Annotated in this window: 12 protein-coding genes and 2 pseudogenes; 9 read left to right on the forward strand and 5 right to left on the reverse strand. The window is 37.6% G+C overall.

What is annotated here, in order from left to right:
- Positions 1-5 precede the first annotated feature (5 nt).
- The 6 genes from AYS37_RS07655 (at position 6) to AYS37_RS07685 (ending at position 5186) form a co-directional block, all read left to right on the forward strand.
- Positions 6-920 carry a CpaF/VirB11 family protein gene (locus tag AYS37_RS07655; protein ID WP_000387832.1) on the forward strand — a complete coding sequence of 305 codons (915 nt, stop codon included), beginning with the start codon at positions 6-8 and terminating at the stop codon, positions 918-920.
- Positions 921-2225 (forward strand): flagellar protein export ATPase FliI, encoded by a 1305-nt coding sequence (gene fliI, locus AYS37_RS07660; protein WP_001128726.1) that lies wholly within the window; start codon positions 921-923, stop codon positions 2223-2225.
- 10 nt (positions 2226-2235) lie between these two features.
- Complete coding sequence (gene fliQ / locus AYS37_RS07665) at positions 2236-2502, forward strand: flagellar biosynthesis protein FliQ (protein ID WP_000445741.1); 267 nt, start codon at positions 2236-2238, stop codon at positions 2500-2502.
- A gap of 3 nt (positions 2503-2505) precedes the next feature.
- On the forward strand, positions 2506-3285 hold the full coding sequence (locus AYS37_RS07670) for a UDP-N-acetylmuramate dehydrogenase (protein WP_000894902.1): 780 nt from the start codon (positions 2506-2508) through the stop codon (positions 3283-3285).
- Between the two features lie 370 nt (positions 3286-3655).
- Positions 3656-4591: a DNA cytosine methyltransferase gene (locus AYS37_RS07680; protein WP_000397249.1), complete on the forward strand. Its 936-nt coding sequence runs from the start codon at positions 3656-3658 to the stop codon at positions 4589-4591.
- On the forward strand, positions 4572-5186 hold the full coding sequence (locus tag AYS37_RS07685; protein ID WP_001193947.1) for a ThaI family type II restriction endonuclease: 615 nt from the start codon (positions 4572-4574) through the stop codon (positions 5184-5186). Before AYS37_RS07680 ends, AYS37_RS07685 begins: the two co-directional genes overlap by 20 nt.
- A 318-nt stretch (positions 5187-5504) precedes the next feature.
- Here AYS37_RS07685 and AYS37_RS07690 read toward each other — a convergent pair whose 3' ends face one another.
- From AYS37_RS07690 to rsfS, 3 genes are read right to left on the reverse strand one after another with little or no spacing between them, the layout of a single operon-like run.
- On the reverse strand, positions 5505-6608 hold the full coding sequence (locus tag AYS37_RS07690) for a glycosyltransferase family 8 protein (protein ID WP_000381118.1): 1104 nt from the start codon (positions 6606-6608) through the stop codon (positions 5505-5507).
- 4 nt (positions 6609-6612) lie between these two features.
- Positions 6613-7506, reverse strand: coding sequence for a tRNA (adenosine(37)-N6)-dimethylallyltransferase MiaA (gene miaA / locus AYS37_RS07695; protein ID WP_080023705.1), 894 nt, complete (start codon positions 7504-7506; stop codon positions 6613-6615).
- Between the two features lie 7 nt (positions 7507-7513).
- Positions 7514-7855: a ribosome silencing factor gene (gene rsfS / locus AYS37_RS07700; RefSeq protein ID WP_001076162.1), complete on the reverse strand. Its 342-nt coding sequence runs from the start codon at positions 7853-7855 to the stop codon at positions 7514-7516.
- 59 nt (positions 7856-7914) lie between these two features.
- Between rsfS and queF the strand changes: the two genes are divergently transcribed.
- Entirely contained in the window at positions 7915-8361 is a 447-nt protein-coding gene (gene queF, locus AYS37_RS07705; RefSeq protein WP_000187113.1) for a preQ(1) synthase, read from the forward strand.
- Between the two features lie 116 nt (positions 8362-8477).
- On the opposite strand, the gene AYS37_RS07710 is transcribed toward queF, so the two are convergent.
- Both AYS37_RS07710 and AYS37_RS07715 read right to left on the reverse strand, forming a co-directional pair.
- Positions 8478-9368 (reverse strand): hypothetical protein, encoded by an 891-nt coding sequence (locus AYS37_RS07710; protein WP_000506791.1) that lies wholly within the window; start codon positions 9366-9368, stop codon positions 8478-8480.
- Positions 9369-9518: 150 nt separating this feature from the next.
- Positions 9519-10460, reverse strand: a pseudogene (locus AYS37_RS07715) (HNH endonuclease family protein); the annotation flags it as partial.
- Between AYS37_RS07715 and AYS37_RS07720 the strand changes: the two are divergent.
- Positions 10448-11941 (forward strand): annotated as a pseudogene (locus AYS37_RS07720) (site-specific DNA-methyltransferase); the annotation flags it as partial. The pseudogenes AYS37_RS07715 and AYS37_RS07720 sit on opposite strands and share 13 nt — an antisense overlap.
- Positions 11942-12219: 278 nt before the next feature.
- On the forward strand, positions 12220-13083 hold the full coding sequence (locus AYS37_RS07725; RefSeq protein WP_000846866.1) for a DNA/RNA non-specific endonuclease: 864 nt from the start codon (positions 12220-12222) through the stop codon (positions 13081-13083).
- Positions 13084-13224: the final 141 nt, after the last annotated feature.

The raw sequence follows: 13224 nt of genomic DNA on the forward strand, positions 1-13224 counted from the left end.
GGCTTTTGGAAGCTTTACAAACCCATAGAGTTTTACAAGCCCTAATCGGCCATTTTACCCCCTTTTTAGAAAGCGGGATCACCGAGCTAATCATCAATACCGAGCAGGAGCTTTGGCTTTATAAAGTCAATAACACCCGAGAAAAAAGAGGGCATGTGCTTTTTAATAAGGCGTTTTTGCTGAGATTTTGCGAGCAATTGGCTAGTTTTAGGGGGTTGTTTTTTGATGAAGAGCACCCCACTTTAAATTGCTCTATCCCTTTCACGCGTTATAGGGTGAGCGCGAATCACTTTAGCATCACCACGAACAACCAAATCACGCTCAATATCCGTGTGCCTAGGCTTAAGCCCTTAAGTTTAGACGATTTCACTTTCAAAGTAAGCAATCTAGAAAGTTTGAAAAATTTAGTGCTCAAAGGGCATAACATTCTCATTAGCGGGGAGACTTCAAGCGGTAAAACAAGCTTATTAAACGCTCTTTTAGATTGCGTCAATAAAGATGAAAGGGTGGTGAGCGTTGAAGACAGCCAAGAATTGGATTTAAAAGCGTTTAGCAATTGCGTGGGGCTTTTAGTGGGCAAGCAAGAGAATACACGCTTTAATTATGAAGACGCTCTCAATATGGCCATGCGCTTAAACCCGGACAGGCTCATTGTGGGCGAGATTGACACCAGGAATGCAGCGCTCTTTTTGCGTTTAGGAAACACCGGGCATAAGGGCATGCTCTCAACCATTCACGCTAATAGCGCTCAAAACACTTTAGAAGCCCTTTCACTGAATTTGAGCATGCGTTACACGCATTCTTTGGATAAAGATCTAATGCGAGCGTATTTTAAGAGCGCGATTGATGTGATCGTGCATGTGAATAGGATCAATAATGAGCGCCAAATCGCTGAAGTCTTATGGACTAAAGAGCTTTAAATGCCCCTAAAATCCTTAAAAAACCGCTTGAATCAGCATTTTGATCTATCGCCTCGCTACGGGAGCGTGAAAAAAATCATGCCCAATATCGTTTATGCGGATGGTTTTAACCCGTCTGTGGGCGATGTGGTGAAGATTGAAAAAAGCGATGGCAGCGAATGCGTGGGAATGGTGGTGGTGGCAGAAAAAGAGCAGTTTGGTTTCACGCCCTTTAACTTTATAGAGGGGGCTAGGGCTGGCGATAAGGTGCTGTTTTTAAAAGAGGGGTTGAATTTCCCTGTGGGCCGTAATCTTTTAGGGAGGGTGCTTAACCCTTTGGGGCAAGTCATTGACAATAAGGGGGCACTAGATTATGAACGATTAGCACCTGTCATTACAACGCCTATAGCCCCTTTAAAAAGAGGCTTGATTGATGAGGTTTTTAGCGTGGGGGTGAAGAGCATTGATGGGCTTTTGACTTGCGGTAAGGGGCAAAAACTGGGCATTTTTGCCGGCTCTGGGGTGGGTAAATCCACGCTAATGGGCATGATCACTAGGGGTTGCTTAGTGCCCATTAAAGTGATCGCTTTGATTGGGGAAAGGGGCAGAGAAATCCCTGAATTTATAGAGAAAAACCTGAAAGGGGATTTAAGCTCTTGCGTGTTGGTGGTCGCTACGAGCGATGATAGCCCTTTGATGCGCAAATACGGGGCTTTTTGCGCGATGAGCGTGGCGGAGTATTTTAAAAACCAAGGGCTAGACGTGTTGTTTATCATGGATTCAGTGACTCGTTTCGCTATGGCTCAAAGAGAAATCGGTTTGGCCTTAGGCGAACCGCCCACTTCCAAAGGCTACCCCCCATCCGCACTTTCTTTATTGCCTCAATTAATGGAGAGAGCGGGCAAGGAAGAAAATAAGGGGAGCATCACGGCTTTTTTTAGCGTGCTAGTAGAGGGCGATGATTTGAGCGATCCCATAGCCGATCAGGCCAGGAGTATTTTAGACGGGCATATTGTCTTAAGCAGGGAATTGACCGATTATGGGATCTACCCGCCTATCAATATTTTAAACTCCGCATCAAGGGTGGCTAAAGACATTACCAGCGAGTCTCAAAACCTTTATGCGAGAAAATTCCGCCGTTTGTATGCGTTGTTGAAAGAAAATGAAATGCTCATTCGCATCGGCTCTTATCAAATGGGGAACGATAAAGAGCTTGATGAAGCGATTAAGAAAAAGGCTTTAATGGAGCAATTTTTAGCGCAAGATGAAAACGCTTTGCAGCCTTTTGAACAAAGCTTTCAGCAATTAGAAGAAATCTTAAGATAAAAGGAATGTTATGGAATCACAACTCATGAAACTCGCCATTGAGACTTATAAAATCACTTTGATGATTTCTTTACCGGTATTACTAGCGGGCTTAGTGGTGGGGCTATTAGTCAGTATTTTTCAAGCGACCACTCAAATCAATGAAATGACTTTGTCTTTTGTGCCTAAGATTTTAGCGGTGATTGGGGTGCTGATTTTAACCATGCCGTGGATGACTAACATGCTTTTAGACTACACCAAAACCTTAATCAAGCTCATTCCTAAAATCATAGGCTAGAAAATGCTAGAAACCACTATTGATTTTTCCCGTTACAGCAGCGTGAAAATCGGCACGCCTTTAAAAGTGAGCGTTTTAGAAAACGATGATGAAATTTCTCAAGAACACCAGATTATCGGTTTAGCGAACAACCTTTTGATCGCTCCTGGCGTGAAAAATCTCGCCCTTTTAGGCAAAAACTACGATTATATTTGCGATCAGGGCGAATGCGTTGAAATAGGGGGAGCGGCCAACTCGTCTAAAATTTTTAATTATTTTAGGGCGAATGATTTAGGGGGTTTGGAGTTTTTAGGGCAATTGCCTGGCACTTTAGGGGCGTTAGTTAAAATGAATGCCGGCATGAAAGAATTTGAAATCAAAAATGTTTTAGAAAGCGCTTGCATTAATAATGAATGGCTGGAAAAAGAAGCTTTGGGGCTGGGTTATCGCAACAGCGGGTTTAACGGCGTTGTTTTAAGGGCTAGGTTTAAAAAAACGCATGGCTTTAGAGAAGGGGTTTTAAAAGCGTGTAAAAGCATGCGCAAAAGCCACCCCAAATTGCCTAATTTTGGGAGCTGTTTCAAAAACCCGCCTAACGATCATGCGGGCAGGCTTTTAGAGGGCGTGGGCTTAAGGGGCTATCGCTTAAAAAGAGTGGGCTTTGCCAAAGAGCATGCGAATTTTTTGGTGAATTTGGGGGGTGCAGAATTTGAAGAAGCCCTAGATCTGATAGAACTCGCTAAAACCAGAGTGTTACAAGAATACGGCATTCATTTAGAAGAAGAAGTGAAGATTTTAAGGTAGGGTTGAAAAGCTTTATTTGGAATTTTATAACCAACACTCCATTAAAATAGAATTAAAAATAAAAACTATAACCTACTAAACAAAAGGCTAACGCTAGACTAGGGAAAGGGCTAACCGAAAACATGGTTTTTAAGACATACGAATCTAAGAGATTGTTTTCAGTAAGTCTTTTTAAGTGTTTAGATAGTTTTTGATTCCACCTTTTAACTTTCTTAGCAATAGCGCTTGATAAAGCAATAGGCACAGCAACTTACTCATTATCTTTGAGTGTGTGTCAAAATATATGGTTTTGAAATGAAGCTTTCGCACTCAATCAGATTAAAATAAACCCATGATAGAATATAGAGAAATTTTATACAAGGATTATTGATTGGAATTTACAATCACTTCTTTATTTAGTGGGTGCGGAGGATTGGATTTGGGATTTTGTGGAGGGTTTGACTTTTTAAATCGGTACTATGCTAAAAATCCTTTTAAGATAATTTATGCTAATGATCTAGATAAAAATGCTGTTTTAACCTATCAAAAAAATCTTAACGCACATATTGAATGCAAAGATGTTAAGGAAGTTGATTTTGATAAATTGATGCCCACTGATATTGTTTTGGGTGGTTTTCCTTGTCAAGATTTCAGTTTTGCCGGCAAAAGAAAGGGGTTAAAAAGTGAAAGGGGGCGACTTTATGAGAGTATGATTAGATGCGTAAAAGATTTAAAGCCTAAGATTTTTCTTGCTGAAAATGTAAAAGGTCTTTTAAATATTGATAATGGAAACACTTTTAGAAAAATTTTGGATAGCTTTAAAGACTTAGGCTATATGGTTAATTTTGCATGTTTGAAAGTAAGCGATTTTGGAGTATCGCAATTAAGAGAGCGAGTCATTATGGTAGGCGTTAATGAAAGTTACTTTAAAGAGCCTTTTAGTTTTAAAATATTAAAGAAAAGTCATGCCCCTTTTGTGTATGAAATATTGAAAGATTTGGAAAACTTAACAGAGGGGGCTATGCCTAATCATTTTTATTCTAAGGCTAAACGCAATAAAGGACAAGGTAATAATGCTATTAACAAAGATACCTACGCTCCCACTATGCGAGCCGAACATCATGGCAATATTGAATACCACTATAACAATCATAGGCGTTTGAGTGCAAGAGAAGTTGCACGCATTCAAAGTTTCCCGGATAATTTTATTTTTTACCCTAGCACCTCATCAGCTTATAGGCAAATTGGCAACGCTGTGCCACCTGTCTTTGCATGGCATTTAGCGCAAGGAATAAAGGAATTTTTATATGCAAACATTGTTCAATGATGAGAGAATGATATTAAAAATACAAGAAAAATTACCTTATTTATTTCAGCTTGTAGAAAGTGAAAACAGCAGGGATGGTAAATTAGGAATGGAGATTGGTTCAGCTAGAGAAAGGGTAATTATTGCCCTTATGCTTTATTATTTTGGTAAAGAGAATGTGCAAACTGATTTAGCTATCACACAAAAAGAAATAGATGTAATTGTTTTAAATAAGCCTTATTCTATTAAAACCGCTCAAACATTGAACGGCATTAAGCTAATATGGACTACTGATGCTTTAAAAATACAAGAATTTATGGAGAGTTACAAACCAAATACAGACATTTTATTTGTGCATGTTTGTTGGGGAAAAGAGGGAGGGTTTTACTATATTCCTAGTGCTATACAACAAGGAGTTTTAACAACTAAAAGTAAAGGATTTTATTTTAAACTTCCTAAAAGCGGGACAAATTCTAGGGGAGTGGAAATTTCAAAATTAGCCTTATTGGAATGTATTGCTCATAAAGACACGCTAAGAATTCCTATTTTTTGGGAACGCACAAACAACTTAAAACATTCTCCATATGATAAATATTTAGAGCTATGGCAATCCTAAAATCCTTATGTTATTCTTAATAAACCCTAAGAATTTTTGGGGTATCAAGGGCTTTAGAACACTAAAAAATCATCGTAGGCATGAAAGCTTTTTATGAATCACTGATTCTATAAAAATAGGAAAGACTTTGTTCTAATTGGGTGCTGATTACAAAAGAGCTTGATTTTAATTTTAATTGTGCGATAACTTTTTAAAAGCGTTCTTAGGGGTTAGGGTATCGCAAAATACCCCCTATATCCCTATAAGTTTACATGATACTATAAAATAAAATGACGCTATTTGCAAAGAATTTTAAAAACTTCATCGTTTTTTTGTCCTTTAAGAGAGTTTGAAAACTTTTTTCAAAATATTTTTTATCCTATAACAAAAATAATCCCTAATCGTTTTTGATCGGATGTGGGTTTTAAAAGATTGCATTTGTTGGTCTTTAGCCATTTCAAGGCGTTCTTTAAAAAAATCGTTTTTAAAAGGGGTGCAAAAAAGATTTGCAAGCCAAAAACTCGCTTCAGCTTCATAGCAAATCAAACGCCCGTTTAAAGAACTGACAGAACGCCACGGCTTGTGTCTGATGAAATGGAGCATGATGATGTTTTTAGGGTAGTGCTCTTTGAAAGAATCAGAATAGCAATTATAATAAATAGGCAATTCTAAAATGCGCTTCCAAAACACCATATTGATTAAACACTGCTCAGGGTAAAAAAGATCTTTCCCCCTAGTTTTCAAAAACTCTAAAGCGATCTTTTCAAACCCATTTTCGCGCCACAAATCTAAATTCGCTACCAAAAAGCCCATGTTAAAGCCCTGATGGATGCGTTGTAATTCGTTTTGGCTAAAGCGTGAAAAATCAATCTTAAAATTCTTACAAGCGCGCTCAATAAAATCACAAAAGGCTTCAAAAGAAAGGTGGGAAAAAGTGTCTCTCACCATGCCAAGCAACTTAGTGGGATCGTTATCCAGTGCAAAATAAGCGCTTGCAATATCGCCCAAAAACACCGTATCCACATCTATGGAAATGATTTTAGAATAATTAGGGAAGAGCGAAGCGAGCAAGAGCCGGCACAAAACAAGAAGCCCGCCATAACGCTTGGAGCAAGATTCATTAAGATAGCTTTCTATGGAATGATCGAGCGAATCGATATTGATAAACTCTAATGAAGCGAATTTTTTAAAAGGCTCGATGGTTTTTAAGAGCTTGTTTTGCTGCTCTAAAGTAACCTCTTTAACCAAACAATGGATTTTATACACGATGTTAACGGGTAAAAGCTCGTTATTTTGATTGAGAGGGCTAAAGTCTATCATGCTTGTGTGCCTGCTCGCATGGGAGAGTAACGAATAAAGACAAACTCCTGCCCCTAGCGCGTAATTCTTATCAAAACTCATAAAAATAGGGATAATTTGATTTGGCGGAGTTTGCGTATCCATTAGGTTATCCTTTTATAGCGCTTTTTGAGTGTTTTAAAATCGCATGCCTAATCTCTCCAACGCCCCCCATATAAAGGTTATTGAATTGGGTTTTATTGAAAGTGTTTTGGCGCTTGGCTAATTTCATGGTGTTAGAAACAATCGCTTCTTCTAATTCCTTTAAAGTGAGTCGTTTTTCTAAAAAAAGAACGCTCTCTTTAACGCCTATGGCTTTAAAAGGCTGCGAATCTTTAGGGTATTTAATATAAAGGGCTTTGATTTCTTCAATAAGCCCGCAATCAAGCATGTTTTTGGTGCGCTGTTTGATGTTGCTATGAAGCGCGTTTTTTTCCATAGAAAGAGCGAATAAGGAGATAGCATGCTCAAAGGGTTTTTTAGGGTTAGCCTTAAAATACTCGCTTGGGGGCGTGTGGGTGGCATAAAAGATTTCTAAAGCCTTATGGATGCGGTAAGTGTCGTTTGGATGGATTTTAAAAGCCATGTTAGGGTCAATGGATTTTAAAAATGTATAAGGGTTAGAAAGAGTGGCAATTTCTCGCTCTATTTTTACAATCTCTTCATTGCTCAGTTTTGGCATGCTACTCAAGCCTTCTAAAATGGATTTGAGATAAAAACTGCTCCCCCCCACAATGAGTAAAATTTCTTTAGAAGACACCCTTATGGCGTCCTCTAAAAGGGTTTTAAAAAGGATAGCGTTATTTTTTTCATCAATGTTAAGGTAGTCTAGGGCGTAATGCTTGATATTTTTTCGCTCTTTTAAGCTCGGTTTAGCCGAAGCGATATTAATGTCTTTATAAATACTCAAAGAATCCAAAGAAAAGATTTCAGCATCCAATTCTTGGGCTAATTCAATAGAAAGAGCGCTTTTCCCGCTCCCGCTAGGCCCTAGAAGTGCGATGAGTTTCTTAGGCGTTTTGATAAGGAAGCTCCCTTTTATAAGCGTTCAAAAACCCTTCTAGGTCAAATTTTTTACGGCATTCTTCGGTGAAAAGATGGATCATCAAATCCCCCAAATCCAAAATGATCCACTCTTCATTAGACTCATCTATCTGGTAAAAGACTTCGCCCAAAGGCTTAAGGGTGTTTTTAAGCACGTCTAATAAAGAAAGGGCATGCTTATTCGCTAGCGTGGTAGCGATAATGACATCTTCTACTAAATAGGGGGTTTTAGACAAATCAATATGCACAATATCAAAAGCCTTTTTTTCATCTAATAAAGCCGTAATCGTTTCTATGCGTTGGTTCATGAGTTTCCTAAAAAATGGGTTAAAATAACCTTATTATAACTTAAATCAAGGAAAGATTAATGACCCCTGAACTAAACCTCAAATCCTTAGGCGCTAAAACGCCCTATATTTTTGAATACAACAGCCAGCTATTAGAAGCTTTCCCTAACCCAAACCCCAATTTAGACCCCCTAATCACTTTAGAATGCAAGGAATTTACAAGCCTTTGCCCCATCACTTCCCAGCCGGATTTTGGCGTGATTTTTATCCGCTACATCCCTAAAGATAAAATGGTAGAAAGCAAGTCTCTAAAACTCTATTTATTCAGTTACAGAAACCATGGGAGTTTCCATGAGAGCTGCATCAATACGATACTGCTAGATTTAGTCAAATTGCTAGAGCCAAAGTATTTAGAAGTGTATGGGGATTTTGCCTCTAGGGGCGGGATTGCGATCAAGCCTTTTGTGAATTATGCGATCAAAGAATACCAGGAATTTAAAGAAAAACGCCTTTTGGATGCGAAATAATGCACAAGAGAGATTTTAAGATCAAAGCCATTCCAAATTAAACGAACAAATTAGAGAGAATGACAAGAGAAATAAAAAAGAGATTAAAAAAAGGAGAGCCACCCCACATGGGGGGTTTAGTTTTGAGCCTCGCCTACGTTTTCTAAATTTTCAAAATACTCATCAACCTCCTCGTGAGTCGCTAAACCGAGATTTATCTCAACATCTTTTAGTAAATTTTCAGTAAGACCCGCACAGCTTAAGCCATACTTATTGATACCGCCATCGCATAAGAGTTGCACTACAAAATAAGCCTCATTTTTATTTTTAGGCATAATTTCAGCCCAAAGTCCATTAGGGGATAGATTTCTCGCCTCATCTTGAACTTCACCGCCCAAAGCATACTCACGAATAACATTACAGAATAAAGTAATACTCATTCTATCCATATGGTCAAAGCTTTCAAGGTTAGCGAGTGATAAATCCCTATTCTCAATAAAACTCAACCACTCCGCATCGCTATGTTTATTCAAGTCTTTAGCGTGAGCCAAAGCGGTAATAATGATAGCGGTCGCATCCGCTCCCTTACCATCAAAAAACATCGGCGACATAAGGACACCAAGTCTACTTTTTCTCTCGCCCAAAGTATAAGCCTCCGCTACAATTTCAAAGCTAGTCATATCTTTATCTTTAAAACCAAAAGAGAGTTTAAACTTATCCTCTTTTTCTTTAGGAGTTGAAGTCCTATCCTTAACACTCGGTCCGCTAGTTACCACTTTAATTCCATCTAAAATGTCCGCTTTTTTGTTTTCAGCGTGAAGTCTCATATGCTCGGTCAATGGAACTTTATTGAACCACTTTAAGAACTTATCGCTATTGAAAGCGTATGTGGCTTCGTTGCCTTTTTGACTCCTTAAGGTTACACGATTAAACCCAATGCTAATGACTTTAGCCTCCACCACTTTGTTATTGATTGTGGCTTTGACTAACGCGCCTAGTTTTAATTTATTTTCATTTTGAAAACCCATAAAATACTCCTTGGTAAAAATTTGTTTTAAAATCCGCTATAATTGTCCGTTCAATGTTTTTTTAATGTTCTTTATCTTTTTGGCATGGCTTGTTCTTCCTTGTTGTGGGGTGGGCGTTTTTCAAACGCCCCCTTATTTTGAGTGATCGCATCATTTAATGTCTTTCAAAAGAGCGTTTTTAAAAGCTTTAATGGTGCTTTCACCTACCAATTCAGCGATACGATAACGAGCGATTAAAAAGTCTAATAATTTTTCACTCCTTTCTTTGATTTGCACGACTCCAAAAGAAGCGTTTTTAGCCACTTCTTTTTCACTATAAGAGCCTTTCAGGTATGCCTTTCTTTTTTCATCAAAAGGCTTGTTGCTTAAAGAGCTGTTAGCGTTTTTAGGAATTAAGAGCAAGTTCCCTAAAGCATGCACGATATGGGGGTTTTTAGCCCAACTTTTTTCTTTAGCGCTATAGCCTTGATCGGGTTTTTGGGGCAAGATATGCTCAATGCTTTCTATACTGCTATCAAAATTCAGAGTCGTTTCAGGGTTATGGTATAGCTCGTATTCATAAAGCAAGTAATTCAGCGCATTTTTCCACTCATACCATTTTTTAGCATTATTAAAATTAATATTATTCTCAAGCAGTTTTAAGCCACTATGCTCTCCCTTGAAAAAATCTTTTTCTAATACCGGAAGATCTTCAATAGTTATTTCATCTTCCCACAATCTATGCGCCCTAAATGTTTTAAAAGCCAATTCAATCCATTCATTTTTAGCCGTATTCTTGCCAGCAACCCCATAGATCAAAAACCCGAAACGCTCCAAATATTCTAACAAGCCCTCTAATTCTTGGGTGGTGTAATGCCGTTCACTGCCACTTTTTACAGCAAGCTGTATGGTTAAAAGAGAGAGCAATAAGGGCAGAAAAGCGTTATCGCTCAAAGCGTTTAAGCGCCGCATTTTGTCTAACAAGCCGCGCATTTTAGGCGTGATTTCCATCTCAAGCTTTCTATTGTCATCAAAAATAAGGGCGATAGATTTTTCATCAAGCGTGTGCAAGAAATGCCAAACCTTAGAAGAATAAGAAAAATAAAAAAGAAATTGACACGCTTTTAAATAAAAAAGTGTTGTGTCATTTTGAAATGCATGGAGAAGGCGATTTAGAAAGCGCTTTAAAAGATAAAAACACAAACTACCTTATCAAAGGCAATAATTTGATCGCTCTTCATTCTTTAAAAAAGAAATTCGCTAAACAAGTGAAATGCATCTACATTGACCCCCCTTATAATACGGGTAATGACAGCTTTAATTACAACGATAATTTTAACCACAGCTCATGGCTAGTGTTTATGAAAAACAGGCTTGAAGCGGCTATGGAATTTTTAAGCGATGATGGCGTGATTTTTGTGCAATGCGATGACAACGAACAGGCTTACTTGAAAGTGTTGATGGATGAGATTTTTCTTAGGGAGAATTTTGTTAGTTGTATAACTCACATCGTAAAACCAGAAGGTAGAATGTATGGGCAAGTTGCTAAAACGCATGAATATATTTTAGTTTATGCTAAAAATATCAATAATCTTATTTTTAATGAAATTGAAAAAGAAGGACATGCTTTTTCTTATATTGATGAAAAAGGCGGTTTTGATTTAAAAAATCTTGAAAATGGTAATTTTACGGCTTTTAATTCTACAAATCGTCCTAATTTGAGATATAGCTTTTTTGTTGATGAAAAAGCTATAAATTCTGATGGGTTTATGCCTGTCTATATAGAATATAAACATGGTTTAACAGAAGTTTTACCAAAAACAAAAGATAGTTTTGAGTATGTTTGGCGTTGGGGAAAAGAAAAGGCAGGTAATGAAATTTTTGATATTGTGGTAACTAAAAATAAAAATAGCATTTTAATCTTTCAAAAAACACGCTCAACTACTACACGCACAAAAAGTATTTTTTGGGATAAATCTATGATAACTAAGAAAGGAACAGATGAAATTAAAATATTGTTTAATGATAGTTCAGTGTTTGACACCCCCAAACCCGAAGCCCTACTCCAACGCATTTTAGAAATTTCCACCCAAGAAAACGATCTCGTGTGCGATTTTTTCGCCGGGAGCGGGACGACTTGCGCGGTGGCGCACAAAATGAAACGCCGCTACATTGGCATCGAGCAAATGGACTATATAGAAACGATCACCAAAGAAAGGTTAAAAAAAGTCATAGAGGGCGAGCAAGGGGGCATTTCTAAAAAATGCGATTTTAAAGGGGGCGGGAGTTTTGTCTATGCTGAATTGAAAGAAGTGAATTCAGGAATTAAAAAACAAATCCTTAACGCTAAAAGCACTAACGAATGCCTAAAAATCTTTAACGATCTTAATGAGCGTTTTTTAAAACGCACCGATAATAAGATTGATGAAATTGATAGCGAAGAGTTCCACAATTTAGATTTAAACGAGCAAAAAAGAAAATGCTGCGCTTCTTTGGACTCTAACGAAGACTATTTAAACTTGGGCGATATTGACGAAGACGCATGGGAGATAGATGAGATCACTAAAAAATACAATGAAATTTTTTATTCTTGAGTTTGATCATTCAACGCGCACCACTTAACGCATCAAAACGCTATGCCTATTTAGTGGGCAAAAATAAACAATATAGAACAAACAATGTAGTTTAAAAGCTAGAGGGATTTTAAACGCTTGGACTAAAAAATTTTAGCTTTGTTTGACATAAGGATAACTAATCCGCTAGCAGTAAGCATCCGCTCGCTATAAACTCGCTATAAAATAAAAAAGATCATTAAAAATAAACGATTAAAAATATTGTTGTAGTATTCAAGCCAATCAAAAAGGAGCAAAACATGAAAACCTTTAAAAACCTGCTCTGTTTTATCCTGATCGCTATGAGTTGGCTCCAAGCGGACATGCTGGATAATTTCACTAAGGCCATTAACAGCTACACCACTAAAAAGCTTAATGAAATCAAGGATCAAGTCAATAGCACTAATCCTATTAAAAACCACAATACCACTCATAACGCTAATGGCATGCTCACTAACATTGATTGTAAAGTCTTAAAAAATAACTTCTATTCGGTGTGTTATTCTAGCGAATTAAAAAACCCCATTTATGGCGTGAGCGTGTTGTTTGGGGATTTGGTGGATAAAAACAATATTGAAAAACGCTATGAGTTTAAAACGGACACACGATTAGCCAAATACCAACAAGCCACGACACAAGATTACACCAGAAGCGGTTTTGATAGGGGGCATTTTGTGGCGAATGACGCTTCTTTTGATTTTGCGTCTAACCCTTTAAGAGAGACTTACAGAATGACTAATATCACCCCTGAAGCCAAAAACACCAACAGGCATTCTGTTTTATTAGTGGAAAAAGAGGGTCGTAATTTAGCCAGAAAATACCATCAAGTTTTAGTAGAAGAACTCACCATCATCAAACAAGGTTATAGGACTTTTAGCTCTAAGAATATCGCTATCCCTAGCGGATTTTGGTACCACTACGATACAAGCCTAACGGATAGCTATGAAAACGCTAAAAGCGAATGTTTTTATATCCCTAATGACAACCAAAAGTATCTCTTACAAGAAATGAGAAAAGATTGTAAAGAATATGAGCGGGTTGAAAAGCAGGTGGTTTTTAAGAACAACAAAAACAATGAGTTGAATGAATTGCCTAAGTATCTTAACAACGCTAAGAAGTATTAAAACCGCTCTTAAAATGCCCATGAAAACACCGGTATTTTGGATAAAAGGTTTGAGAAATCAAATCCCTAAACGGCTTAAAATTGGTTTTTTATTAGAAGCGATAAGTTTTATAGGCGTTGGAGGAATGAGATGAAATTATTA

The organism is Helicobacter pylori NQ4053, assembly GCF_000274605.1.
Lineage (GTDB): Bacteria > Campylobacterota > Campylobacteria > Campylobacterales > Helicobacteraceae > Helicobacter > Helicobacter pylori_CV.

What these genes read in the sequence shown, in the direction of transcription:
- fliI (WP_001128726.1), top strand. Translation starts at nt 921, where the DNA reads ATGCCCCTAAAATCCTTAAAAAACCGCTTGAATCAGCATTTTGATCTA.
- fliQ (WP_000445741.1), top strand. Translation starts at nt 2,236, where the DNA reads ATGGAATCACAACTCATGAAACTCGCCATTGAGACTTATAAAATCACT.
- AYS37_RS07670 (WP_000894902.1), top strand. Translation starts at nt 2,506, where the DNA reads ATGCTAGAAACCACTATTGATTTTTCCCGTTACAGCAGCGTGAAAATC.
- AYS37_RS07685 (WP_001193947.1), top strand. Translation starts at nt 4,572, where the DNA reads ATGCAAACATTGTTCAATGATGAGAGAATGATATTAAAAATACAAGAA.
- AYS37_RS07690 (WP_000381118.1), bottom strand. Translation starts at nt 6,608, where the DNA reads ATGGATACGCAAACTCCGCCAAATCAAATTATCCCTATTTTTATGAGT.
- rsfS (WP_001076162.1), bottom strand. Translation starts at nt 7,855, where the DNA reads ATGAACCAACGCATAGAAACGATTACGGCTTTATTAGATGAAAAAAAG.
- queF (WP_000187113.1), top strand. Translation starts at nt 7,915, where the DNA reads ATGACCCCTGAACTAAACCTCAAATCCTTAGGCGCTAAAACGCCCTAT.
- AYS37_RS07710 (WP_000506791.1), bottom strand. Translation starts at nt 9,368, where the DNA reads ATGGGTTTTCAAAATGAAAATAAATTAAAACTAGGCGCGTTAGTCAAA.
- AYS37_RS07725 (WP_000846866.1), top strand. Translation starts at nt 12,220, where the DNA reads ATGAAAACCTTTAAAAACCTGCTCTGTTTTATCCTGATCGCTATGAGT.